Raw genomic sequence first — 24,892 nt, forward strand, 5'->3', positions numbered from 1 at the left:
CTCAATGTCCGGTAATGCAGGCAGCCATCAAGGTGTCCTGATCGATGTTTGGTGATTCGAACTCTTCGCGCAGCGCGCCATCGCGCAGAACCAGCGCGCGGTCGCAGACGAGTGGCAGTTCCTCTATTTCGCTGGAAACGAAAATGATGCTTCGGCCTTCTGCCGCAAGCTGGCGGATGATGGCGTAGATTTGCGCTTTCGCCTCGATATCCACGCCGCGCGTCGGCTCGTCGAGAAGAAGAACGCGACTTCCGGCATAGACCCAGCGACCGATGACAACCTTTTGCTGGTTTCCGCCCGAAAGCGTGCCAATCGGCGTATCGGTACTTGCCGTCTTGATGTGCAGGCGCTCGATGATATCCCGCGTCGCCTGCGCCATGCGGCTGCCCGAAAGGACGCCGTTACGGCTGACGCCGGAGAAATTCGTAGCAAGCGTGTTTTCATCCACGCCGAGAAGCGGCACGATGCCCTCCTCCTTGCGGCTTTCCGGCGTATAGCCGAAACCTGCATCAACCATCTGCTTGTAACCGGCGGACTTGACAGAGCGGCCGTCCACCAGCACATCGCCGCTATCGAAATCGCGCACGCCCATGATGGCTTGCAGCAGTTCCGTGCGGCCAGCGCCGAGCAGACCCGCGATGCCCAGCACCTCCCCCTTACGAAGCAAGAAAGAGATGGCGGAAAGCTTTGGCGCAAGCGCCAGATCGCGCACCTGCAGAACCACCTCCGAAGAGGCGTGACTTTCCAACTCTGCCGCCTGTGAAGCCTCGGAGCCGAGCATCAACCGGACAATCTCGCGCGTATCGGCACCTCTCACGTCGACGGTGGCGATGATCCGTCCATCGCGCATGATGGTGGCGGAATGCGCAATCTGGCGAATTTCATTCATGCGGTGGCTGACATAGATAACCGCGATTCCTTGTGCGGCAACCCTCGTCACCGCGGCCATCACCTTTTCCGCTTCGGCGGCGGCCAGCGAGCTTGTCGGTTCGTCGAGAATGACTATCTTTGGTCGCCCAATCATGGCGCGAGCGATCTCAAGCAACTGCCGCTCCGCAGGACTCAAGCCCGTCACGAGACGATCCGGCGGCAGATTTAGGCCAAGGCTTGCCATGGCTTCCGCCGCTTCTGCCTCCATGGCTGCATATTGAATGACACCGCCCTTGCGCGGCCAGCGTCCGAGAAACAGGTTTTCGGCAAGCGTCATGCCCGGAACAAGGCTGAGTTCCTGATAAACGACGCGTACGCCTTTCTGAAAGGATTCCTGCGCACGGGCGGAGCCGTGAGAGGTAAGTTCGGCGCCGCCGATCATGACGGTCCCGATGTCGGGTGTTTCAGCACCGGTCAGCATTCGGATCAGCGTGGATTTCCCCGCGCCGTTTTTGCCGAGCAGGGCTCTCACCTCGCCCGGCGCCACTTCGAATGTGGCATCGTCAAGAGCAAGCACGCCGGGATATTGCCGTGTGCAACCTCTTATCGAAGCGACGGTGGAGCCATCCGGCAAGCTGTTCTGGGAAGCAGATGTCATTGGGTCTTTCCATTGCTTTGGAGGCCGCCGGATACCCGGCGGCGCTACATGGCGCGCTCAAGCGGAGCCGCAGCGATGAGAAGGTCGATCAGGGAATGCCGTCGGCGTGGGCCTTCAGCCAGGCCTTGCCATCTTCGGACGACTTATAGAGATCGATATTGTAAGCGACCTTGATGCCTTCAGGCGGCTGGCCGTCGATGGACTTGATGGCCTGCGCGAGCGCAAGCTTACCGAGACCTTGCCCGGAAATATCGACAACGGCCTTGATGACCGAGAAGTCGGAAAGTTCCTGCGCGATTTCCGTGGTCATGTCACCGCCAAAGACGACGACTTTGCCGACCTTGCCCTGGCTTTTCACAGCGCGGGCAGCACCCAGCGTCGCACCACCGGCTTCACCGAAGAAAGCATCGATATCCGGGTTTGAAGACAACATGGTGCTGGCAACCGAAACGGCTTTATCGAGGACAGCGCCTTCCTGATTGGCAACGATCTGCGCACCCGGCACCTTGGCCTTCAACGCTTCTTCGAAGCCCTTGCGGCGCGTAACGCAGACTTCCACGAATTCGCAGTTCAGAACTGCGATTTTGGGCGCTTCCTTTTTCTGCGCGATGAAGTAGTCGGCAGCCGCGTCACCGAGCTTATGACCGAAATCGAAGGGATCGCCGACCGCATAGGCAGAGATATAATCCTTCATGTCCTTGTCGTTGAGGCAGGTGTTGTAGCAGACGACCGGAATACCGGCATCATGCGCACGACGGATCGCGCGGTAGGAACCATCGGCAGACACCGGCGATACAATGATGGCTTGAACGCCAGCAGAAATCAGGGAGTCGATAAAGGAAGATTCCTTGCTGACGTCTCCCTGCGCATTGGTTTCGACAATATCGAGCTTGCGACCAGCTTCCGACGCACCGGTCTGGATGCCCTTGCGCACGCCGGCATAAAAGCCCTGTGCGTCCATATAGATCGCGCCAACCTTTAGATTTTCCTGCGCCGACAAGGTTGCGACACTGCCCAAAAGAACAGCTGCAATGATACCTATGTGCTTGGTGATTTTCATCGGTTCCTCCCCCATGACGAGTTTTATGGCGACCTATTGTCTCGAGGTCGCTATGCCGGGACATTATCATTAGTCCCACACATGTCAATTTCTGTACGATTTATTTTCGATTTGATGCGGAGTATTTGTTCATTCATACTACCCATTCGGAGATCGAACGGCAGGGGACGAGAATTATGGAGCAGTTTCTAACGCACCAGGGGGAGCCGATTGCCCAGCAGGGTAAGCGGGGTGTTCGGGAGGCCCTCTTGCGCCGACTGGTGGAATTGATTGTATCCGGCACTTTCGCAGAGAACGCGACATTGCCCAATGAAATCGATATGACCGAGCAATTCGGCGTCAGCCGCACAAGTCTGCGAGAAGCAATGCAGTATCTCTCGGCGCTTGGTATGGTCCGATCACGCACACGGGCTGGCACCATCGTTTTGCCGCGAGAAAACTGGAACTATCTCGACCCCATCGTGCTCGACGTGATGTTGACGGTTGGCGGCGACGAGAGCTTTTACTCGTCACTGATAGATGCGCGCCAACTGCTGGAACCGGCAGCTGCGGCGCAGGCTGCAGCCAACGCCAATGCTCGGCAGCTCTATCTTATTTCCCAAGCATTCGAAGACATGGTGGAGGCGAATTCGCGCGACAATGAAGCCTGGAGCCGCGCCGATCTGGAGTTCCACACTGCCATCATTAATGCCAGCGGAAACTGGGTCTTCCGACAATTTGCAAGCGCCATCCGTGCCGCATTGCTCGCCAGCTTCCGGCTGACAAATCGCGAAAGCCAGTCTCATGAGCAAGCGATCCTGACCCATCAGAACGTACTGGAAGCCATTCGAATGAAGCGACCGGAGGCCGCCCGCCATTCCATGGAACAGCTGATCGGCGTTGCAAGATCCGAAATGACCGATGCCCTTAGAAAGACCCGCAAACCGGGCGAGCTGATCAAAGGTGCATAGAAAAATAAAATCATACATATAATATTGACTGGTATGATGTTTGAAGAATAATGAAGAAAGACCGCGGGAGGCACGCGGGGTCAAAGGGAGAGATAAGACATGCGTTCATTGAAGGCTATCATCATGGCTAGCGCCATTGCGCTGACCGCCAACGCTGCATTTGCGGCCGATGTTAAAATCGGCTTCGTCGTGAAGCAGGCGGAAGAGCCGTGGTTCCAGGACGAGTGGAAATTCGCCGAACAGGCCGCCAAGGAAAAGGGCTTTGCGCTGGTCAAGATCGGCGCTGAAGACGGCGAAAAGGTTCAGTCGGCCATCGACAATCTCGGCGCACAGGGCGCACAGGGTTTCATTATCTGCGTACCGGACGTGAAGCTCGGTCCCGGCATCGTTGCCAAGGCAACTGCCAACGACCTGAAGCTGATGACGGTTGATGACCGCCTGGTCGGCGCGGATGGCAAGCCGCTGGAAGACGTGCCCCATATGGGAATTTCCGCAATCAAGATCGGTGAAACGGTCGGTCAGTCGATTGCCGCAGAAATCAAGAAGCGCGGCTGGGACATGAAGGACGTGGGCGCAATTCGCGTTTCCTACGACCAGCTTCCAACAGCGGTAGACCGTGTGGAAGGCGCGATTACTGCGCTGAAAGCAGCGGGCTTCCCTGCCGAAAACATCTATGACGCACCGCAGGCAAAGACCGATACGGAAGCTGCCCTCAACGCAGCGACCACTGTTCTCAACAAGCATTCCAACATCAAGCACTGGATCGCTTTCGGCCTGAACGACGAAGCTGTACTTGGTGCGGTACGTGCGTCCGAATCCGTCGGCATTTCCGCTGACAATATGATCGGCGTCGGCATCGGTGGCGCGGAATCTGCGATCAACGAGTTCAAGAAGCCTTCCGCTACCGGCTTCTACGGCACAGTCATTATCTCGCCGAAGCGTCATGGCTATGAAACCGCGCTCAACATGTATGCGTGGATTGCCAATAACAAGGAGCCGGAAAAGCTGATCCTGACATCCGGTTCGCTTGCTGTTCGCGGCGACTACGAAAAAGTTCGCGCCGACCTCGGCATCGAATAAGCCAGAACCTCTGCATTGACCCACCGGCGGCCACTGCCGCCGGCTATTCTTTGTAAAGTCAGGGGGCGATGATGGCTTTTCTTGAGTTCAACGACATATCCAAAGCCTATCCCGGCGTGCAGGCATTATCAGGTGTCTCATTCGCCGTTGAAAAGGGTGCCGTCCACGGCCTGATGGGTGAAAATGGCGCGGGCAAATCCACCCTTATACGCATTCTCTCCGGCGATCAGTCCTCCGATACTGGCGGCATCGTGATCAACGGCGAAAAGCAGTCCTACCGTTCGGTTCGCGATGCTTTCGACGCTGGCGTGGTCGTCATCCATCAAGAATTACAGCTGGTTCCCGAACTGACCGTGGCGGAAAATCTCTGGCTTGGACGTTTCCCCGGCAAGGCAGGCGTTATCGATAGCCGCACGCTTGTCGAAACGGTAGGGACAAAACTTCAGGACATCGGCATCGCTGTCGATCCGAATGCTAAGGTCGCCACCCTTTCTATCGGCGAGCGGCAAATGGTAGAAATCGCCAAAGCCGTCATGCTGGATGCGCGCGTCATTGCGCTGGACGAGCCGACATCCTCCCTCTCTTCACGAGAAAGCGAAATCCTGTTTTCGCTGATTGAGAAACTGAAAGCGAATGGCACCATCATCCTTTACGTGTCGCATCGGCTGGATGAGATCTTCCGGCTTTGCGACAGCCTGACGGTCCTGCGCGATGGGAAGCTGGCTGCGCATCACCTCGACATCAAGAACACGACACGCGACCAGATTATTTCGGAAATGGTTGGCCGCGAGATCAGCAATATCTGGGGCTGGCGAGAGCGCCCCCTCGGAGATGTGCGGCTGGAGGTCAAAAATCTTTCCGGTCCAAAGCTGCGCACGCCCGTCAATTTCACCGTTCGAAAGGGCGAAATTCTCGGCTTCTTCGGCCTGATCGGAGCCGGCCGCAGCGAAATGACAAGGCTGCTCTATGGTGCAGACCATCGCCAGCAAGGCTCCGTCACGATCGACGGCGTAGCCGTGGCTCCCGACAGCCCCAAGGCGGCAATTACCGCTGGAATGGTGCTTTGCCCGGAAGATCGAAAATTCGATGGCATCATTCAGGGTCGCTCGATCGAGGAAAATATTGCCATTTCCTCGCGGCGGCACTTCTCACCTTTCGGCATAGTGAACCCGAAGAAAGAAGCGTCCGTCGCGGAACAGTTCATCGCCAAGCTGCGGGTGCGGACGCCCTCGCGCAAGCAGGACATCATCAACCTTTCCGGCGGTAACCAGCAGAAGGTCATTCTTGGCCGTTGGCTCTCCGAACAGGGCGTGAAGGTGCTGGTCATCGATGAGCCGACACGCGGCATCGATGTTGGTGCGAAGTCGGAAATCTACGAAATCCTTTATGAGCTTGCCGCAGGCGGCATGGCGATCATTGTCATTTCCAGCGAACTGCCGGAAGTCATGGGCATTTCAGACCGCATGATGGTCATGTGCCAGGGCCGAGTTGCAGCCAATATTCCGCGCTCGGATTTCGATGAACGTACCATTCTGACCGCAGCCCTGCCCGACAAGAACCTCGCTTGCACCGTCTAATTTCAGGAACCTGATCAATGACCTCTCTGAAGAAAATTCTGCTCGGCGAACAGGGTCTCGTCTTCATCTTCGCCATAGCTTTCGTCATCGTCTCTCTGTCCGTGCCGAACTTTCTGACAGAGCGCAACATGCTGGGCCTACTGCAATCGGTCGTCACCATTGGCATCGTTTCATGCACCATGATGTTCTGCCTTGCATCGCGGGACTTCGACCTTTCGGTCGGCTCAACAGTGGCATTTTCAGGCATGATCGCCGTCATGGTCTCGAACGCCTCCGGATCTATTATTCTCGGATTGCTGGGTGCCTTGATCTGCGGCAGCATTGTCGGCTTCGTGAACGGCGTCGTCATTGCGAAATTCCGCATCAATGCGCTGATCACGACACTTGCCACCATGCAGATCGTGCGCGGTCTGGCACTGATTTCCTCGGATGGCCGTGCAGTCGGCATCAATGATCCTGATTTCTACCAGCTTGCACTGTCACGCGTCTTCACCATCCCGACGCCGATTTGGATCATGGTCGCGTTGTTCATCGTCTTCGGTTTCGTGCTGAACCGCACGGTCTTCGGCAAGAACACGCTGGCTATCGGCGGCAACCCGGAAGCATCCCGTCTGGCAGGCGTCAATGTCGTCAGAATGCGCATCTGGATATTTGCGCTTCAGGGCCTGGTCTGCGGCATTGCTGGTATTCTTCTCGCTTCGCGCATCACCTCCGGCCAGCCCAACGCGGCAACGGGGCTTGAGCTTTCGGTGATTTCTGCCTGCGTTCTCGGCGGCGTTTCGCTTGCTGGTGGCCGCGCCACCATGACCGGCGTCATCGTCGGCGTCCTCATCATGGGCATTGCCGAAAACGTCATGAACCTGCTCAATATTCAGGCCTTTTACCAATATGTCGTGCGCGGCATCATTCTGCTCATCGCTGTTCTCCTCGACAATATGCGATCGTCAGCGGCGGGACGAGGTCGATTTTAGTCGTGGCCGCCTTACATTGATATGAACCACAGTGCCTCTAATTCACGTTGGCAAAGACCCAGCTCACCAATTCGTAACAGATCCATCACGTCGCTTTAGATGCGGTGCCTCCCAGAACTCGAAACTCTGTTTTGCCAACAGGTCCTCGTTGACCTCGACCCCGAGGCCCGGCGCATCTGAAACAGGGTAAACCGCGCCTTCCAATCGTGGTTGGGTCGAGAAGAAGTCTGAATTATCGAAACCCAGATGGGTTTCTGCTGGGCTGGCACGGGTTTCCAGCCAGGAGAAGTTGGCGACTGCCGCACAAAAATGGATGGTCGCAGCCGTGCAGATCGGCCCTAGCGGATTGTGCGGCATCATATCGACGTAATGAGTTTCACTCCATGCTGCGACCTTCATGGACTCAGTCAATCCACCGACATTACAGACATCAAGCCGATTGAACTGGTGGATATCCCGCTCGATGTAGGGCTGGAACTGCCATTTCGATGAAAACTCCTCGCCGATGGCGAAGGGAACATCGGTCAATCGCCGCAAGGCTTCATAAGCGCCCGGAGACTCGTCGCGAATGGGTTCTTCAAGGAAGTCGAGCGTGCCCGATGGCATTTTCTGACAGAAACTGGCGGCTTCCGCCACCGTCAGCCGATGATGGTAATCAATGCCGAGCACGACATCGTCTCCGAGTTCTTCACGCGCCTTCACCAGCCATTTTGCGGTTGTGGCAATGTGTTCGCGTGGCTCATAAATCTGCTTTTCTTCATGGCCTGCGGGAGAAAGGCGCAGCGCCGTCCAACCGTGTTCAACTAGCATCTTGGCCTGATCGATCATTTCAGGGCCGGGTGCGGCAAAGGTTGTGGCGAAGGTTGGGATATGATCGCGCTGTTTGCCGCCGAGTAGATCATAGACTGGCACGCCGAGCGCCTTGCCCTTGATATCGTGAAGCGCGATATCGATGGCGGAAACGGCGGCCTGAAGGACGCGCCCGCCTTCGAAATACTGGCTGCGATACATTTCCTGCCACAGTGAGCCGATCTTGAAAGGATCGCGTCCGCGCAGGAATTCAGCATAGTGCTCAAGCGCGCCAACGACCGCTTTCTCGCGGCCTGAAAGACCGCTTTCGCCCCAGCCGAAAATACCTTCGTCGGTCTCAATTTTTACCAGTAGTTGGTTACGGATGCCCACCTTGACCGCATAGGTTTTTATCGTAGTAATTTTCATGTCTTTCTCCTGTCCTACCAGTGCCACAGAGTGCCGTCTTCAAGACGGTTCACCGGGAGGTAGGCGCGCTGGTAGGGGTACTTTGCCGCAAGTTCCTCATCGATATCGACACCGTGACCGATTGCCTCGCCGGGATGCAGGTAGCCATCCTTGAGGCTCCATGCGCCGGGAAAAACTTCCAAAATTTCCGGCAGATAACCCGAGTATTCCTGAATGCCAAAATTCGGCACCCAGAGATCGAGGTGCAGATTGGCACCGAGGCAAACCGGCGACATGTCCATAGCGCCGTGGCAGGCGGTCCGCACATTGTACACGCTGGCAAAATCCATAATCCGTCGCAGCGCAGTCACACCGCCTGCATGCACACAGGTTGTGCGAATATAGTCGATCAACTGCTCTTCCATCAAAAGGCGAGCATCCCAGATCGTGTTGAACACTTCGCCGACGGCAAGCGGTGTCGTGGTATGCTTGCGGATCAGACGGAACCCTTCTTGGTGTTCGGCCGCAACCGTGTCTTCCAGCCAGAAAAGCCGGGCGAATTCCAGATCCTTGCCGACTCGCGCGGCTTCGATAGGTGTCAGCCTGTGGTGGGCATCGTGCAGAAGCTCAATGTCCCAGCCATGGGCTTCACGAACGGCTTCAAAAAGCCTGGGGATGTGGCGCATATATTTAGACGTGGACCACATTTCCTCATGCGGCACTGCGTCATCTTCAGCATTGTTGGTAACCGATTTCGCGCCGGTGCCGTAGACATCCGGCAGGCCGGGTATTCCACATTGTACGCGAATGGCTTTGTAGCCTTCGTCCTTGCGGCGACCGACAGCCTCAACGGCTTCTGCTATATCGCGACCTTGTGCGTGGGTGTAGCACAGAACCTTTTCACGACTGGCACCACCGAGCAGCTGGTACAGCGGCATATTGGCAGCTTTTGCCTTGATGTCCCAAAGTGCGGTGTCGATACCGGCAATCGCGGCCATCGTCACAGGACCGCGACGCCAGTAAGCGCCCTTATAAAAATACTGCCAGATATCCTCAATGCGGGATGGATCGCGCCCGATCAGCAGCGGTGCAATATGGTCTTCGAGATAGGAAGCAACAGCCTTTTCCCGACCATTCAGCGTTGCATCGCCAACACCTGTCAAACCCTCATCCGTGAAGATTTTGACGGTAACGAAATTGCGCCCTGGAGAGCAGACGATGACTTTGACCTGAGTAATTTTCATGACGAATTCCGTTTATTGAGCAGTTTGGCCATCGGCGTAGCGAAAGCGCTTTTGGATGCGGCGATCACGCGGATCGGGATGGGGAATGGCGGAAAGAAGTGCGCGTGTGTAATCATGGGCAGGATGATTGACGACCTGATCGGTCTCACCTTCTTCCACGATCCGGCCGCGATACATAACGGCTACGCGGTCGCACATGTAACGAATGACGGACATATCGTGAGAGATGAAGACATACGACAAGCCGAGTTCGTCCTGAAGCTTCATCATCAGGTCCAGAACCTGTGAACGCAGCGATACGTCCAGCGCCGATGTCGCTTCATCGGCAACGATCAGGCGAGGCTTGACGGCAATGGCGCGGGCAATGCCAATGCGCTGGCGCTGGCCACCGGAAAAGGCATGCGGGTAACGCTCCCGCCATGCCGGTTCCAGCCCCACTTGCTGCATCAGTTCAGCGACGCGGTCATCCAGCTCTTTCCCTTTCATGCCCGCCAGTTTCAATGGCTCCGCAATGATCTGACCGACTGTTTTGCGCGGGCTGAGGGAGCCGACCGGATCCTGAAAGATCATGCGGACTTCACGGCGGATATTCTTCAATTCGCTTTTGTTGGAAGAACACAGGTCAATAATATTGCCGTCCGGTCGGCGATAGTTGATTTCGCCTTCCTGCGGGTCATAAATGCGCAGCAGGCAGCGGCCCATCGTAGTTTTGCCGGAACCGGATTCACCGACGATGCCGAGGGTTTCGCCGGGGCGTACCGTCAGGGATACGCCGTTCACGGCTTTAAGGCCGGATGGAAATTGCAGCGACAGATTTTTGACTTCCACCAGTGCAGGCGTATCAGGCTTGATCGGCGGACGGGAAAGCCGGACTTCGGCTTTCTTTTCCAGCTTTACAACAGAACCGATCAGGGCGCGGGTGTAATCGTTCTGCGGGGCATGGAATATCTTGTCGACCAGACCATGTTCCATGACCTTGCCGCGATACATCACTAGCACCTCGTCGGCGATTTCGGCAACGACGCCCATATCGTGAGTGATGAACAGCACCGCCATACCGTGGCTCTGTTGCAGCTTCTTGATGAGGTCGAGAATTTCCGCCTGTGTCGTGACGTCGAGTGCCGTTGTCGGTTCGTCAGCGATGAGGACGGACGGATTACACGCGAGTGCCATGGCAATCATCACGCGCTGGCGCATGCCACCGGAAAATTCGAAGGTGTAGCGGTCGATCGCGGTTTCCGGCCGCGGTATTTCCACCTGCCGCAGAAGTTCGAGAACGCGTTCGCGTCTTTCCTTTTTAGGCGTGCCAAAGTGAATTCGCAGCGCTTCACCAATCTGCTCACCAATCCGGTGGACGGGCGAGAGCGAACTCATCGGTTCCTGGAAGATCATGGCAATTTCCTTGCCACGAACATCACGGATTTCCTTGCCACGCGGGTCAAGCTTGGCGAGATCAACCGCATTGCCTTCCCGTTTTGCAAGGATGATAGAGCCGCTTTCGATACGGCCCGGTCTATCTACGATTTGCAGGATCGAACGCGCTGTCACTGACTTTCCCGAGCCGGATTCCCCGACAACGCATAGCGTCTGACCGCGCTTCAACTCGAACGAAACGCCATCGACTGCCTTGAATACGCCCGTGCGGGTGGGGAAGTAGGTTTTCAGGTCTTCGACCTTGAGGATTGTGTCACTTGTCATGGTCATCACACCGACTCGTATGGGTCTGCGGCATCACGCAGGCCGTCGCCAAGGAAATTGAGGGAAAGAACGGCGATGACAATTGCCGCCGCAGGCGTGAATAGCAGCCACGGCGCCTGCGCAACCGCACGAATATTCTGTGCTTCCTGAAGCAGCACGCCCCAGGAGATGATTGGCGGCTGAAGCCCGATGCCGAGGAAGGACAGAGCCGTTTCGGCAAGGATCATCGTTGGGATCGCCAGTGTGACGGTCGCAATAATGTGGCTCATGAAAGACGGCACAAGGTGATTGAAAATGATGCCGATTTCGCTCATGCCGTCAAGACGTGCGGCGGTAACGAAATCCTCATGGCGAAGCGACAGGAATTTGCCGCGCACCTCTCGTGCAAGGCTCGTCCAGCCAATGAGCGACACGATGAGGGTGATGACGAAGTAAGTACGAAGCGGTGGCCAACCAACGGGAATGGCTGCCGCCAACCCCATCCACAACGGAATGGTTGGAATAGAGCGTAGAAGCTCAATCGCGCGCTGTATGAATAGATCAACCCATCCGCCAAAGAAGCCGGAAATGCCGCCAATCGTCACGCCCAGAATAAGGCTCATGAACACGCCGACGAGACCGATGGAGAGCGAGATGCGTGCGCCGTGTACGACACGCGAAAAGATATCGCGGCCCAGTCGGTCAGCACCCAAAATGTAGAGGCTGTCGCCCGGCTTGGCGTCGACCAGACCGAACAGCTTCGTCTGCATGGGAATAAAGCCAAAAAGGTCATAGCGTTGCGAAGGGACGAAGAAGCCGACGTGTAATGGCTTGGCGGGGTCCGAGGTAAACTCCCGCCGCATGGATTCCGTGTTCAGCGTCATCTTTAGCTGATCCACATGCGGCATGAACGAGCCATCGTGAAACAGCGAGATGCCTTGGGGTGGCGCATAGGTGAAGCGCGCATTAGTCGCGTTCGGATCGACCGGGGCGATGAAGTCCGCAAAGGCTGCGACGAGATACATGGCGCAGATCACAACAAGACTGGCGAGCGCTATTTTGTGCTTCTTGAACTTCAGCCAGAACAGCTTCCATTGACCTGCAACGGCGATGTCCTTGCCATGAAGATGTATCGATGGCCCGGTATCAGCGGGGAGATGTGTGATATCTGTCATTGGAGGCGTATCCGTGGATCGGTAAGCGCGAGCAGGATGTCGGAAATCAATGTCCCGAGGATCGTCAGAACCGAGATCAGAAGGATCAGCGACCCTGCGAGATACATGTCCTGAGCAAGGAGGGCGCGAAGCAGCAACGGCCCGGTGGTCGGCAGGCTCATCACCACTGACACGATGATTTCACCGGAGATGACCGCGGGCAAAATCCAGCCGAGTGTCGAGATCAGCGGATTGAGGGCCAGCCGCACGGGATAGCGGATCAGCAGTTCAAATTCCGACATGCCTTTGGCGCGCGCTGTCGTGACGTAGGGTTTGGATAGTTCATCCAGAAGATTGGCGCGCATGATGCGGACCAATGCTGCAAGAGAGCCAAGGCCGATGACGATGACCGGAAGCCAGACATGTTGGGCAAAATCCAGAAGCTTGGCAAAGCTCCAGGGCGCATCGATATAGGCGGGAGAAAACAGACCGCCGACGCTCTGGCCGAACCAGACCGACATCAGATACATGGCAGAAAGCGCCACGAGGAAGTCAGGTACGGCGAGAAAGAAAAATGCGAAGAAAGTGGCTGTGTAGTCGGAGATCGAATATTGGCGCACGGCGGACAGAATGCCGATGGGAATAGCGATGGCCCAGACAAAGCAAAGCGTCAGCAGCGAAAGCAACATCGAGAAACCGAGGCGGCTCCAAATCAGCTCCGTGACCGGTTTGCCAAGCTCGAACGACATTCCGAAATCACCACGGGTGACGATGCCGAACATCCACTTGTAATACTGGAAATACATCGGCTGATCGAGGCCGTAGCGTTCACGCATGGCAGCCACGGTTCCAGCCTCCACGGCACCGCCCTGGCTTGCCCAGTCAGCCATCAGGGTCGTGAGATAATCTCCCGGCGGCAGCTGGATAATGATGAACGCGATGATGGAGACGGCAAATAGTGTCGGGATCGCGAACACCAGCCGCTTGGCAATATATCGAAGCATGGAATTGGACCGTTCGATTGGATCGAAGGGGAGCCGGCAGTGGCATTCGCGCCACCGCCAGCGGGAGGAGCCTTATTGGGCCGACTTTTCGAAGTACCACTGTGTCAACGTAGGCGCCGGGTGCCACAGGTTTCCGGTGATCGGAATGCCATTGACGACATTCTTCAGGTTCTTGGAAACCATCATATATTTCGGCATCGGGCGCGAAATTCCGACATTCAGGAAGTTGTCGGCGGAAAGATTGAGGAACTCTTCCATCTTCGTCTTCCGGTCGGCATCATTGGCGGCAGCATTGACCTTGTCATAGGCCGCCATCAGCGCTTTCACCTCTTCGGGCGGTTCTTCGCCTGTTTCGTGATTGGCGTACCATTCAGCCCAGCGCACGGCAAAGAAGATGTCGGCCTTCTGGAACGGCATATAGCAACGTGGATCGGTATAGACTTCCGAAAGTCCGCCGACGCAGTTCCAGATGTAGGCGTCCTGCTCGTTTGCCGCCCACATTGTGTTCAGGCGTGCGCGGTCGGTCGTGCGAAGCTGGATGTCGATGCCGACATCCTTTGCATATTGCTGCACCATCTGCATGACATCAGGGTAGGAGAGACCGAAGACATCCGCCACCATGAAGTTGATGGTCAGGCGCTTGCCGCTCTCATCCAGACGATAACCTTCGCCGTCTTTTTTGGGCATGATCTTGTCGAGCATACCGTTGGCCGCTGCCGGATCGTACTCTGTGTACTGCATGGCTTCGCGCTCATTATACAACTCATGTTCAGGCTGAACGGCGACCTGCGCGGGCGTGCCCTGTCCCACATAAACCAGATCGATGATTTCTTGACGATTGATCGCATGGCTAAGAGCGATACGGAAATCCTTGTTTTGGAACAGCTTCTTCTTCGCCGGATCGGTGGAGTTGAGGTTGAGCAGAATGGTGGCGTCGTTTGCGGGCAGGTCCTTCACATCTACGAATTTGTAATTACCGCTTTCCTGCCCGTCGAAGAGGACAGACTTGAAGGTGGAATTGTTGATGTGACGGAAAGCAAAATCGAATTCACCCGATGTCATTTTAAGAGCCATCAACTGCGGGTCATCAAGCTTTGCCCATGTGATGCCGTCGATGTACGGCAACTGGTTGCCGTCGGTGTCGACCTTCCAGTAATAAGGGTTACGCTTGGCGACAACACGTTCGCTATCCGCATAAGGCACGGTCAGAACCCATGGGTTCATTGTCGGCAGTTCAAGGTTCTGCCAGTAAACAGGCTGGAAAGTCAGCGAGACTTTCGAGTTGAACAATGCCACCCAGTCACCGGCGGCAGGGTTGGACTTCAGAAGCGCAGGGATGCCATCCTTGTTGTACTTCTCATGAAACTGGCTGAGATAATGCTTCGGATAGATAACCGGCGCATGGCCCTGGCCATAGGCCAGTTGCTGAATGAACAGACCATAAGGCGTTTCGAATTTGAATTCGACGGTCTGCTCATCGATCTTGCGAACCTTGACCGGCTTACCAGCTACCGTGAATGTCGGGCTTTTCGCTGGCGTCAGCGCGCTGTTCATGAATACGTCTTCGTACCAGAACATGATGTCATCGACTGTGAACGGCTGACCGTCGCTCCACTTCAAGCCCTTGCGCAGCTTGAATGTATAGGTGGTCGCATCGTCGGATGCGGTGAACTCTTCGGCCAGCGATGGCACGACCTTCTTCCACTGTGGATCCCAGCGAACGAGCAACTCGTTGGCGATGGTGCGAGTCAGGTTATACTGGTCACCGTTGGCAAGGATCGTCGTGCGCAAAGTGCCGCCGTATTTGCCGACGCCATCAATCATCGTTTCGACGAAAGGTTTCTCAGGTAGCCGTTCGTTGACGGCTGGAAGCTTGCCTGTCTTGACCTCCTCTTCAAGAGCAGGCGCCTGCTTGAAGTCCTGTGCGAAGGCCGGTGCGATCATTGCGCACACGAAAATTCCCAATAGCCCCGTCGAAACGACGAGGTCACGCAGCTTGCGCTGATAGCTCATGTAAAAACTCCTCCAGCTTTTGAGTGCCCGCTCCTCAGACACGTCCAGCAGTCTTCGCCGCTAAGATGGCGTGAAGTTTTCAGATCGTACATTATTTGTCAATAACGATGTGCGAAATCGAATTTTTCGCACTTGGCAGTCATGGGCTTTTTCGGTTAGTAGAACTCTATGAGCAAGATTGCCGAATTTAAGCGGGTGACGGAGGACACAGATCTTGGCGAGGCCTCGATCTATGAACGGCTCCGCGACGACATCATTCAGGGCCGGTTTGTTGCCAATGAACGTCTTAAGGTTTCTGAACTCGCCGAACGGATGGGCACGTCAACCAACCCCGTGAGAGAAGCGTTGCAGCAATTACGTGGCGAAGGTTTCGTCGTCATGATGCCAAACCGCGGCGCACGCGTGCGAACGATAGACGAAACTTTCGTGCGTGATATTTTTGAGATTGAGGTCCTGATCGAACCTGCTTTGACGCGATGGTTTGTTGGCCTTGCCACCAAGGCGGATCTTGACACCTTGGAAGACTTGCAGGCGCAGATAGAGCTTTTGAATTTCGCCGATCAGCATGCTCATTCAAAACTCGACATGTCTTTCCATCAAGTCATGTACGACCGGCATTACAACCGCCATGCCGTCGATTTGTGGTGGCGACACCGCGAAATCCTCTCCGCGATCAGCCGCCAGTTCCCGACCTCGCTTAGCCGCCAGACAAGCGTTGTGAACGAACACCGCGGATTAATTCAGTGCATCAAGAAGCAGGACGCTGATGGCGCAGCAGCGATCATTGCACAACACGTGGAGGGCTCTGGCCGTCATATCATCGAGCATATGCGTCTAATTAAACAACGAATGTGAGTTCATATTCTACAAAAACATTTGGCGCGAAGCTCCAAGTACTTCCTCGCCTTGAAGGGAATCGAACGCTCGACCCCTTTATTTGAATAGACCTAACGCGCTAAAATCGTTGAGCCTCGCGCTGTGGCTTACCTCCGCAGAAGCGGTTCATATGGGACCGTGTCCAGACAGTGCAATGTTGGGATGTAGAAAAGCGAGAAGGGATATCAGAGGGACGGGTAACGTTGTCCGGGTTTGGCCCGAAGCGGTCATTTGAGCAGTCTCGTTTCCCATTCCAAACGAAGCATGCTCATGATCGCGGTGTCCCATCTCTCGTCACCAACTTTGGTAGACGACCGCCTCACTCCCTCGTGGACAAAACCGAGCTTTTTGTAGGTTCGGATAGCGGCAATGTTCCAGCTATAGACATTTAGCTCAGTCCTCTCGATTCTCGGATGAGAGAACGCCCGCTCCAATCCCGCTTCCAGCAACGGTTTAGCCAGTCCTTGTCCCCGCATTGTTGGCGCGACTATGACGCGGCCAATCCTTGCGACGCCATTTTTCCAGTCCACAGCTAATTGAATATGCCCTGCTATAACCTGAGACGCGTTAACAGCCATCCAGGACAGCCGCTTGGGCGGTGACGTTTGCCTGTCGATAATCATCTGTTCAAGCTGATCGTCGGTGATTGGATAAGTCAGATCAGGTCCGCCCCACTGCACCACATCGCGCTCGCTGCCCAGCCAACTGCGAAGGACCGGGAAGTGGATTGCCTCGAAATCGATTAAAGTCATTATCCGCTCATTACACACTGAACCGAAATTAAGCCTATAGCCGGAGCATCCACAGCGCAACTTCCTCTTCTGGCGCATTCTTGCCGTCATTGTTGTAGCGGAATCATTCGGTGCGCTTAATCAAGCCTGGTCAATGTGCAAGGAAAACATCGCTTACCCCATTGAGAAGCCAATGAAACATTCTGCGGCCTTCAGAGTAAAGGGATTACCAGTTACTACGCTGCTCGCTGCCATCGCCATTAGCGCGGTCATCGAGAACAAAACAACAACCGGGCGATATGTGGTCTGCTTTGGATCGATCACCTTCTTGCCAAGAAAGCGCCTCGTGTCGTCATAGCCGCCCACGCGGTTGTCACCCACAAACACCTGTGGAGTGGTAGCATCACTGTGCTCTCTCTTGACCGCATCTGTATCGACACGTGTCTTCGGCAACCTCCTGCCGCGCGCTGTCGCCAGTTGCCGTCTATTCGATCAAAGAAAGGCCCGTTAAGGATGCCGTCAGTTTGTCAAGCGAAGCGGAAAGCAACCGCCCCCCCGGCCATCCCAGCACCAGCCGCTGCCAACAATACACACTCGCCCGAAGCGAAGCACCGTTCTTTGTTAGCCAGCGAGAGCGACAGAGGGATAGTCGCCGCGGAAGAATTGCCAAACTCGCCGATAGTCCGAAGAGTAGCATCGGGCGCGATCAAAAGCTGATTGCAGACCGCATCTATAATTCTGGAATTGGCCTGATGCGGTGCGAAACGGGCTATGTCATTTGAGGAAAGCTGTGCCCGCTCCATCGCGCGTGCTCCCGATTGCGTCATCATCCGCACTGCGTGGGCAAAAACCGCCCTACCATCAGGCATCGTAATTCGCATTTCGTCGATATCGAAGCCAGACTCCAATGGCCGCTTGCTGCCACCGGCGGGGATTTGGATCGTATCGTAATTCTGCCCCTCTTGGATGAGCTCAACACCGATCACACCGCTGTCCCGCACGGCTGACGGCATCAATAGAACCGCGCCCGCGGCGTCGGCGAAGACTGCGGCCGTGCCGCGATCCTTCATGTTGATGCGACGGCTCAAAATATTGGCGGCAACAACCAGCGCCGGCTTGCCGTGCGCTCTTACGAATCCGTCGGCCAACACAAGTGCGTAGACAAAACCGGAGCATGCACCGGCAAGGTCGATCGCCCCAGATGCGGATAGACCGAGGCGGAATGCCAGCAGAGGCGCTGATGGTGGCAGGAGATGGTCGGGTGTTGATGTTGCAAGCAGCGTCAGCGCAACCTTATTGCGATCAACGCCCGCCTCGTCCAGCGCCATATCGCCTGCCTTCGCTGCGATATCCGTAAGCGTCTCGGTTGCAGCCGCCCAACGCCGCGAGCGGATGCCTGTGCGCAACTCTATCCAGCCGGGACTGAGCCCCAACTTCAGCTCCAGCTCCAGATTATCGACACGCCGCTCGGGTGCGTAGTGCCCGAAGCCCGCTATTCGGCTGGCAATAATCATCGCGCTGCACTCAAAATGAAATCGGGAGCCTCGTCGATAGCGTTGTAGGCCTTGTCCATATCCGCCTCAGTCACGCAATAGGGCGGCATCAAATAGATAACGTTGCCAAGCGGACGGATGAGGACGTCGCGATGGCGAAAAAAGGTTCGGAGGCGAGGTCCGGCTTCCGAAAGATAGCCTGTACCATCGGCAGCGAGATCAAGCGCTGCGATTGTGCCCTGCTGGCGAATATTCGTGAAACGCGGATCCGACTGAAATCGCGCCAGCCTGTCGCGATGCATGGTCGTGACTGTCTCAATACGCTGACTTACAGGTTCAGTGCGCCATATCCGTAAATTCGCCACGGCTGCAGCACAAGCGATGGGATTGGCCGAGTAAGAGCTTGAATGAAAGAAAGTCCGGCGCCGGTCTTTAGAAAGATGTGCGTCGAAAATTTCAGCGGTGCACAAAGTCACGGCCAGTGGCAGCGCCCCACCGGTGATGCCCTTGGACAGGCAGAGAATATCTGGCATGAGATCAGTCGCGGTGCAAGCAAACAGCGATCCGGTCCGTCCCCATCCTGTCATCACCTCGTCGGCAATGAGCAGCGTCCCGTATCGCTGAGTGATGCGCCGGAACTCCGCCAAGAGATGAGCCGGATACATTTTCATGCCACCGGCTCCGAGGACCAGCGGCTCGATCAACAAAGCCGCGACATCACCACTGCGGCAGAGCCGCTCAAGAGCATCTAACGTCTGCTGTTCGCAGCCGGGCTTCGGAAAGGGGATCGTATCTACATTAAAGAGAAGCGGCGTATAGGCGGCATTGAAAACGCCTCGTTCGCCCGCCGACATCGTGCCGATCGTATCGCCGTGGTATCCATGCTCCATTACGATGACGCGCGAGCGTTTTGCGCCGCTATTGTGGAAGAAGCCGAGCGCCATCTTCAGGGCGACTTCGACCGCGGTCGACCCGCTGTCGGTATAGAAGACATGCGCCATTTCACGTGGCGCGAGTTTGATCAGTCCCCTCGCAAACTCCTCGGCTGGCTCGTGGGTGTACTCGGCAAATATGATCTGGTCGTAGCGCTCCGCCGCAAGGCGTATCGCTTCGGTGATCTTGGGATGGCGGTGCCTATGTGTGATTACCCACCAGGAGGAAATCGCATCGAGAACCGAGCGGCCATTGTCGTCGATCAGATAGGCGCCTTCGGTTGTGACAATCTTCTTGAATGCTGGTTCTAGCTTGTGCTGGCTGAACGGGTGCCAGACCGGCGATGTCTTCTCAGTGCAAGTCATTCCGCAATCCTTTCTTGGAGGAGAGAGAGATCGAAATGATCCCTGAACGCCCGGCGCAGGCTCTCCGGCGTCAGCAACTCGAGCATCGGCAGACGCCCAAGAACCGGCAAACCGCTCATCTCAGCAATGATCGACTGCGTGTCGGAGAGTTCGTCGCCGATGAAAGCAATCCCCACAATCTGGATGTGCCGCTGGCGCAATACCTCGACGGAAAGAAGCGTGTGATTGATCGTGCCAAGCCCGGTGCGCGCGCAGAGAATCAAGGGCCGCCCCCAGCGTGTAAAGACGTCGATATACGTGCTTTGCCTTGTCAGCGGCACGAGCAGCCCGCCTGCGCCTTCCACAACAAGAGGACGATCGGTCTCGGGAAGATCAATCGCGTCGGGATCAATCGCAACGCCGTCGATCTCGGCCGAGAGATGCGGAGAGACCGGTGTACGCAGGCGCCAGGCTTCCGGGAAGATACGCGACGGCGCCAGACCGGACAGCCGCTTTACGGTCTCGCTATCGGTCTCTTCGTCAAGGCCCGATTGAACCGGCTTCCAGTAGTAGCCATCAAGCGCGGCGGCGAGAGCCGCCGAAAAGACCGTCTTGCCGATGCCGGTATCTGTTCCGGTAATCACGAGGCACTTGCTCATACTCTCTCCTCCTGCAAAGCCTCTGCCAACGCATTCATCATTTGCGCTATGGCAGCCTTATCGACATGGAGCGTTATCGTAATGCGCAGCCTGGCCGTTCCCGCGGGCACGGTCGGCGGGCGGATCGCCCGAATGTCAAAGCCACTCGCTTGCATCCGCTCCGCTATGCGCACGGTGCGGCGGCTGTCACCGACGATCACCGGTATGATTTGCGTGCCGCTTCCGGACATACCGAAGCGGTCGGAGAATTCCGCGTTGGCATAATCGATCAGTTCATTCAAACGGGTGCGTCGCTCAGGCTGACCGGCAAGGACCCGCAGCGCGTGGCGAACACAGGCCGCCTGCAACGGTGAGGGTGCTGTCGAATAGATGAAGGGTCGAGCCCGGTTGACGAGGAAATCGTAGATCACACGATTGGCACCAACAAGCGCACCAGCCGAACCCAATGCTTTGCCACAAGTATGGAGAACGATGACACTGTCGCGGCCTTTGAACTCTGCCGAAAAGCCGCGACCACCGTCACCGTGCACGCCCGTTGCATGCGCCTCGTCGATGACCAGAAAGCCGTTGTGGCGATCGGCGATACTGAGAAGCGCCGGGAGCGCGCTGCGATCACCATCCATGGAGTAGAGACTCTCAACGACGATCCAGGGAAAGCCCCTGCCACCAGTGGCACGCCAAGCGCGGATCGCATCTTCGACCGCATTGGGATCATTATGTGGCACAGCCACAACATCGGCCTTGCCGACCTTCATTCCTTCATGCGCGCTGGCATGGACGAGGCAATCGTGAACGATGAGATCGCCGCGCTGCGGTAGGGTTGAGAGGATTGCCAAATTAGCAGCGTAGCCGCTGCCGAGGTAAAGCACACGCTCACAGCCGAAGAAGACGGCCGCTTCGTCTTCCAGCGCCTCAAGCTCAGTGTGGTTGCCACGCAACAGACGCGATCCACCCGCGCCCGCGGGAACGGCGCGCTCGATCGCGGCAAGCAAGGCATCGCGCATTTCAGCCGATGCTGCCAGCGCCAGATAGTCGTTAGAGGTGAAATCGGCGGCGGTATCAAGCCTCAGGGTGCGCAACTGGCCCTTTTTGCGAAGCTGGTTCAGCGTCGCGCTGTAGCGGGCAAGGCGGTCAGCGTTCACCCGGGATCTCCAAGTTGGTCGCGGTCATGCCTAGTCTGGCGAGGAGGTTCGAATCCCGGTCATTACCAGGATTGGCCGCCGTCAGAAGCGTATCGCCGACGAAAATAGAGTTGGCGCCGGCAAAGAAGCACAGCGCCTGCATTTCGTCACTCATGTTAGTGCGCCCAGCTGTCAGGCGCACCGAGGAAGCCGGCATCATCAGCCGCGCCAGTGCGATTATACGGATGAACTCGATTGGATCGACGGGTTCGACGTTGGCCATCCTGGTTCCTGGCATCGGAATAAGCAGATTGATCGGCACGCTCTCGGGCGGCTCTGGAAGATTGGCGAGCGTCACCAACATGTCGATGCGGTCGTCGGGCGTCTCGCCCATGCCGATAATGCCCCCGCTGCAGACCTTGATGCCCGCTTCGCGTACGTTCGCGAGGGTCTTCAGACGATCTGCGAAGCTGCGAGTTGTGATGACTTCGGGATAAAAGCGTTCGGATGTGTCTATGTTGTGATTGTAATAGTCGAGGCCTGCATCTGCAAAGGTTTCCGCTTGCGCAGACGACAGGATCCCAAGGGTCATGCAGGTCTCAAGCCCGAGTGACTTCACCCCTTTGACCATGGCAACGATTGCAGGCTCATCACGAGGCTTCGGGCTTCGCCAAGCAGCGCCCATGCAATATCGGGTTGCGCCGGATTCTCTGGCCTTTCTGGCCTCCAGCAGGACGTCGTCGAGCTTCATGAGCTTTGAAGCAGCGACGCCGGAGGCGTGGACTGATTGGCTGCAATAACCGCAATCTTCCGGACATCCGCCGGTCTTGATGTTGAGTAGTTTGCTTAACTGGACTTCGTTGGCGTTGAACTTTGTCCGATGAAGGGTGTGCGATCGAAACAACAGGTCATTGAGAGGTAAGTTGTAAAGCTCCCGCGCGGCTTCCAGCGTCCACTGGGCGTCACATGGTTTTTCCTCAACCACGTCCCCGACCGTACTGAGTGCTTGCATATTAATTTCTCCTCAAACAGGCCTTGCCAGTCGCGCGCCATCTAATATTTATAGATATTTCCTGCATTGCTGACTGCAGGACGACGCTAAAATGCTCGCCGAACACGAGCAACACGTTTTTTAATAGATTATCTATGAGGTCATATGTCTGAAACGGTTGCGCAACGGATCGCCAATGTGATCGGGGAGAGGATCGTTCGCGGCGAGATTCAGGCTGGGACCCCGCTGCGCCAAGATACGATTGCCAGGGAATTCGACGCCAGTCATGTACCCGCGCGTGAGGCGCTCCAGCATCTCCGCTCTCAAGGACTGGCCATAAGTCTTCCTCGGCGCGGAATGAGAGTTGCTCCCCTTGATCAAACATCAATTCTGGAGACAATCGAGATCCGCGCGGCTTTGGAAACGTTGGCTCTTCGGCTGGCCGCCCCTAAAATCAACTCTGCGACGATGGAGAAAATCGAGCTTGCGATGGTAGCGGGTGACGAAGCCGAGAGCATAGTCGAGTGGGAGCGAGCAAATCGGTCATTTCATCGCGAGTTGGTAGGCGCGTGCCGTATGCCGAAACTACTCTCCATGCTTGATGATCTCCAACTCGCTAACTCAAGAATCCTATTTTCAGCCACCCGCTCCGCCGGTTGGCGCCCCGGCTCCAGCGCCGCCCACCATCAGATTTTCGAGGCGCTGAAAAGGAAGGAAATTTCCGTCGCAACATCACTGCTTGACGCTCATATCCGAGGCCTAGAGCGAGCTAATTTGGACGGAAGGGTTTCTCTCAAGTCGATCAGGTCGACGACCCGAACGAAGGCGGTTAGATAAGCCACGCTATCACGATACGCTGGTGCACAGAAGTCGCCGGACGAACTAATGATTGACGCCAAGTGGTCGCCAAATAACCAACTGGCCGCGCTGCTTGGCGAGCAGCATTGACCGGCAGAACAGCCTGCCCGTCCTTGATCTGAAACGGCGCTCCGCCAGGCTTGCGTCGCCACACCCGGCGCATCAACTGACTGCGCGGACTCCAAAATCATGCGTCTATTGTTAGGATCCTTGTTCGCGTCGCTCGAATTTGAGTGTGCTGCAGCGACGCGATCCAGGTTTCTGAAAAAAATCATTGGTCCGTCATTTTTGTCTTGACGCGGGATGTCGCAACATTGTTAATACGTATTAATAGCTAATACGTATTAACAGACTTTCAACATGGAGTGCCAGACGTGGCGGGTCGCAAGAGGCTGACACAAATCGAGATAGCGAAATTAGCTGGGGTCAGCCAAGCTACTGTTTCCCTTGTGTTAAATGGCGCTCGGACAGCATTGGAAAGAATTCCTGCTGAGACCCGGGAGCGGGTTCAGAAAGTCATTGACGAGACCGGTTACGTTGCTGATCCAATTGCGAGACGTATGGTAAAAGGCCTGAATCGAATTCTGGGCGTCTTCACATACGAGCCCGCCTTCCCAAGCGCTCAAGCTGACTTCTTCACACCGTTTCTGCTCGGGATCGAAGAAGCGGCACAGCAACTTAATTACGACCTGTTGCTTCTAACGAGTGCTGGGGTCGGCAATAATCGGAAGATTTTCTCCGAGGGAAACAGACTTCGTATCGCCGACGGCTGCCTTATCCTCGGGCGTGAATTTGATCGCAATGAACTGACTCGGCTGGTGAGCGACGACTATCCTTTTGTTGCAATCGGACGGCGTGATGACGCCGGCGGGCCAGTACCCTTCGTCGGCGGCGATTACATCGCTAGTACTTGTGCGCTTGTTGAAAGGGCGGCATCCCTCGGTCACTCAAAGCTTGCTTATATCGGCCCACAAGGTCCGTCTGAATCCATTGCCGACAGATGGCGAGGGTTCGAGGTCGCGCTATCGGCGACCGGTGCAATGCTTGTACACCATATGGCAAAGGTTAATCGTCCCGCAGACGAAATTCTCGACTCCATCTTGGCTTCCGGTGCCACAGCAGCCTTCTTTATCGAGCTTGCAGATGCAGTCAGAGTGGAAGCACTGGCCCGTCAGCGGAAAATCTCGGTGCCCGGCGATTTATCGATGGTCGTGCTTGGCAGCCACATACGCGCGAGCCGAAGTTCGGTGCGCTTTACCTCCTACGACATACCGCGCGAAGAAATGGGCCGACAGGCGACTGCAATGCTGGTGCGACGCATCGAAACGGGCGACGAGGGCGATCAACTACTTCTTAAATGCGAACTGGTTGAGGGTGAGACCCTCGGCTCGGTTTCTTCAATCCCTGCAACAGGACGGATGAATTAACGTG

Annotated in this window: 22 protein-coding genes; 7 read left to right on the forward strand and 15 right to left on the reverse strand. The window is 56.2% G+C overall.

Annotation, left to right across the window (positions count from 1 at the left end):
* Window position 1: 1 nt before the first annotated feature.
* Window positions 2-1,528: a sugar ABC transporter ATP-binding protein gene (locus ACQZ5M_RS14590; RefSeq protein ID WP_449080116.1), complete on the reverse strand. Its 1,527-nt coding sequence runs from the start codon at window positions 1,526-1,528 to the stop codon at window positions 2-4.
* 88 nt (window positions 1,529-1,616) lie between these two features.
* Entirely contained in the window at window positions 1,617-2,588 is a 972-nt protein-coding gene (locus ACQZ5M_RS14595) for a substrate-binding domain-containing protein (protein ID WP_449080117.1), read from the reverse strand.
* A 176-nt stretch (window positions 2,589-2,764) separates the two neighbouring features.
* Here ACQZ5M_RS14595 and ACQZ5M_RS14600 point away from each other — a divergent pair, with 176 nt between their 5' ends.
* The 4 genes from ACQZ5M_RS14600 to araH all read left to right on the forward strand — a co-directional run bounded on the left by ACQZ5M_RS14600 (window position 2,765) and on the right by araH (window position 7,166).
* Window positions 2,765-3,538, forward strand: coding sequence for a FadR/GntR family transcriptional regulator (locus tag ACQZ5M_RS14600; RefSeq protein WP_296077510.1), 774 nt, complete (start codon window positions 2,765-2,767; stop codon window positions 3,536-3,538).
* 99 nt (window positions 3,539-3,637) lie between these two features.
* The gene (locus ACQZ5M_RS14605) at window positions 3,638-4,618 is read left to right on the forward strand and encodes an arabinose ABC transporter substrate-binding protein (RefSeq protein ID WP_449080118.1); all 981 of its coding nucleotides are present in this window, start codon (window positions 3,638-3,640) and stop codon (window positions 4,616-4,618) included.
* Between the two features lie 71 nt (window positions 4,619-4,689).
* Window positions 4,690-6,195: an L-arabinose ABC transporter ATP-binding protein AraG gene (araG, locus tag ACQZ5M_RS14610; RefSeq protein ID WP_449080119.1), complete on the forward strand. Its 1,506-nt coding sequence runs from the start codon at window positions 4,690-4,692 to the stop codon at window positions 6,193-6,195.
* Window positions 6,196-6,212: 17 nt separating this feature from the next.
* Complete coding sequence (gene araH, locus ACQZ5M_RS14615) at window positions 6,213-7,166, forward strand: L-arabinose ABC transporter permease AraH (protein ID WP_296107169.1); 954 nt, start codon at window positions 6,213-6,215, stop codon at window positions 7,164-7,166.
* A gap of 63 nt (window positions 7,167-7,229) precedes the next feature.
* Here araH and ACQZ5M_RS14620 read toward each other — a convergent pair whose 3' ends face one another.
* From ACQZ5M_RS14620 to ACQZ5M_RS14645, 6 genes are all read right to left on the reverse strand, one after another.
* The gene (locus ACQZ5M_RS14620) at window positions 7,230-8,384 is read right to left on the reverse strand and encodes a mandelate racemase/muconate lactonizing enzyme family protein (protein ID WP_449080120.1); all 1,155 of its coding nucleotides are present in this window, start codon (window positions 8,382-8,384) and stop codon (window positions 7,230-7,232) included.
* Between the two features lie 14 nt (window positions 8,385-8,398).
* A complete protein-coding gene (gene manD, locus ACQZ5M_RS14625) occupies window positions 8,399-9,607 on the reverse strand; it encodes a D-mannonate dehydratase ManD (RefSeq protein WP_449080121.1) in 1,209 nt (402 codons plus the stop codon).
* Between the two features lie 12 nt (window positions 9,608-9,619).
* Window positions 9,620-11,311 carry an ABC transporter ATP-binding protein gene (locus ACQZ5M_RS14630; protein ID WP_449080122.1) on the reverse strand — a complete coding sequence of 564 codons (1,692 nt, stop codon included), beginning with the start codon at window positions 11,309-11,311 and terminating at the stop codon, window positions 9,620-9,622.
* A complete protein-coding gene (locus ACQZ5M_RS14635; RefSeq protein WP_449080123.1) occupies window positions 11,311-12,459 on the reverse strand; it encodes an ABC transporter permease in 1,149 nt (382 codons plus the stop codon). Before ACQZ5M_RS14635 ends, ACQZ5M_RS14630 begins: the two co-directional genes overlap by 1 nt.
* Window positions 12,456-13,442 carry an ABC transporter permease gene (locus tag ACQZ5M_RS14640; protein ID WP_062426921.1) on the reverse strand — a complete coding sequence of 329 codons (987 nt, stop codon included), beginning with the start codon at window positions 13,440-13,442 and terminating at the stop codon, window positions 12,456-12,458. Before ACQZ5M_RS14640 ends, ACQZ5M_RS14635 begins: the two co-directional genes overlap by 4 nt.
* 72 nt (window positions 13,443-13,514) lie before the next feature.
* The gene (locus tag ACQZ5M_RS14645; protein ID WP_449080124.1) at window positions 13,515-15,455 is read right to left on the reverse strand and encodes an ABC transporter substrate-binding protein; all 1,941 of its coding nucleotides are present in this window, start codon (window positions 15,453-15,455) and stop codon (window positions 13,515-13,517) included.
* Between the two features lie 168 nt (window positions 15,456-15,623).
* Here ACQZ5M_RS14645 and ACQZ5M_RS14650 point away from each other — a divergent pair, with 168 nt between their 5' ends.
* Window positions 15,624-16,310, forward strand: a complete 687-nt coding sequence (locus ACQZ5M_RS14650) for a GntR family transcriptional regulator (RefSeq protein WP_449080125.1) — start codon at window positions 15,624-15,626, stop codon at window positions 16,308-16,310.
* Window positions 16,311-16,558: 248 nt separating this feature from the next.
* Here ACQZ5M_RS14650 and ACQZ5M_RS14655 read toward each other — a convergent pair whose 3' ends face one another.
* From ACQZ5M_RS14655 to bioB, 7 genes are all read right to left on the reverse strand, one after another.
* Window positions 16,559-17,083: a GNAT family N-acetyltransferase gene (locus tag ACQZ5M_RS14655; protein ID WP_302079769.1), complete on the reverse strand. Its 525-nt coding sequence runs from the start codon at window positions 17,081-17,083 to the stop codon at window positions 16,559-16,561.
* A gap of 153 nt (window positions 17,084-17,236) precedes the next feature.
* On the reverse strand, window positions 17,237-17,515 hold the full coding sequence (locus tag ACQZ5M_RS14660; protein WP_449080126.1) for a hypothetical protein: 279 nt from the start codon (window positions 17,513-17,515) through the stop codon (window positions 17,237-17,239).
* A gap of 74 nt (window positions 17,516-17,589) precedes the next feature.
* The gene (locus tag ACQZ5M_RS14665; RefSeq protein WP_449080127.1) at window positions 17,590-18,576 is read right to left on the reverse strand and encodes a beta-ketoacyl-ACP synthase III; all 987 of its coding nucleotides are present in this window, start codon (window positions 18,574-18,576) and stop codon (window positions 17,590-17,592) included.
* Window positions 18,573-19,853 carry an adenosylmethionine--8-amino-7-oxononanoate transaminase gene (locus ACQZ5M_RS14670; protein ID WP_449080128.1) on the reverse strand — a complete coding sequence of 427 codons (1,281 nt, stop codon included), beginning with the start codon at window positions 19,851-19,853 and terminating at the stop codon, window positions 18,573-18,575. Before ACQZ5M_RS14670 ends, ACQZ5M_RS14665 begins: the two co-directional genes overlap by 4 nt.
* Complete coding sequence (bioD, locus tag ACQZ5M_RS14675; RefSeq protein WP_302079773.1) at window positions 19,850-20,491, reverse strand: dethiobiotin synthase; 642 nt, start codon at window positions 20,489-20,491, stop codon at window positions 19,850-19,852. Before bioD ends, ACQZ5M_RS14670 begins: the two co-directional genes overlap by 4 nt.
* On the reverse strand, window positions 20,488-21,633 hold the full coding sequence (locus ACQZ5M_RS14680; RefSeq protein ID WP_449080129.1) for an 8-amino-7-oxononanoate synthase: 1,146 nt from the start codon (window positions 21,631-21,633) through the stop codon (window positions 20,488-20,490). Before ACQZ5M_RS14680 ends, bioD begins: the two co-directional genes overlap by 4 nt.
* A complete protein-coding gene (gene bioB, locus ACQZ5M_RS14685; RefSeq protein ID WP_449080130.1) occupies window positions 21,623-22,624 on the reverse strand; it encodes a biotin synthase BioB in 1,002 nt (333 codons plus the stop codon). Before bioB ends, ACQZ5M_RS14680 begins: the two co-directional genes overlap by 11 nt.
* 144 nt (window positions 22,625-22,768) lie before the next feature.
* Between bioB and ACQZ5M_RS14690 the strand changes: the two genes are divergently transcribed.
* Window positions 22,769-23,440 carry a GntR family transcriptional regulator gene (locus ACQZ5M_RS14690; protein ID WP_449080131.1) on the forward strand — a complete coding sequence of 224 codons (672 nt, stop codon included), beginning with the start codon at window positions 22,769-22,771 and terminating at the stop codon, window positions 23,438-23,440.
* 395 nt (window positions 23,441-23,835) lie between these two features.
* Window positions 23,836-24,888 carry a LacI family DNA-binding transcriptional regulator gene (locus tag ACQZ5M_RS14695; RefSeq protein ID WP_449080132.1) on the forward strand — a complete coding sequence of 351 codons (1,053 nt, stop codon included), beginning with the start codon at window positions 23,836-23,838 and terminating at the stop codon, window positions 24,886-24,888.
* The last annotated feature ends 4 nt before the right edge of the window (window positions 24,889-24,892 follow it).

It is taken from the genome of Rhizobium sp. 22-785-1, assembly GCF_053521965.1.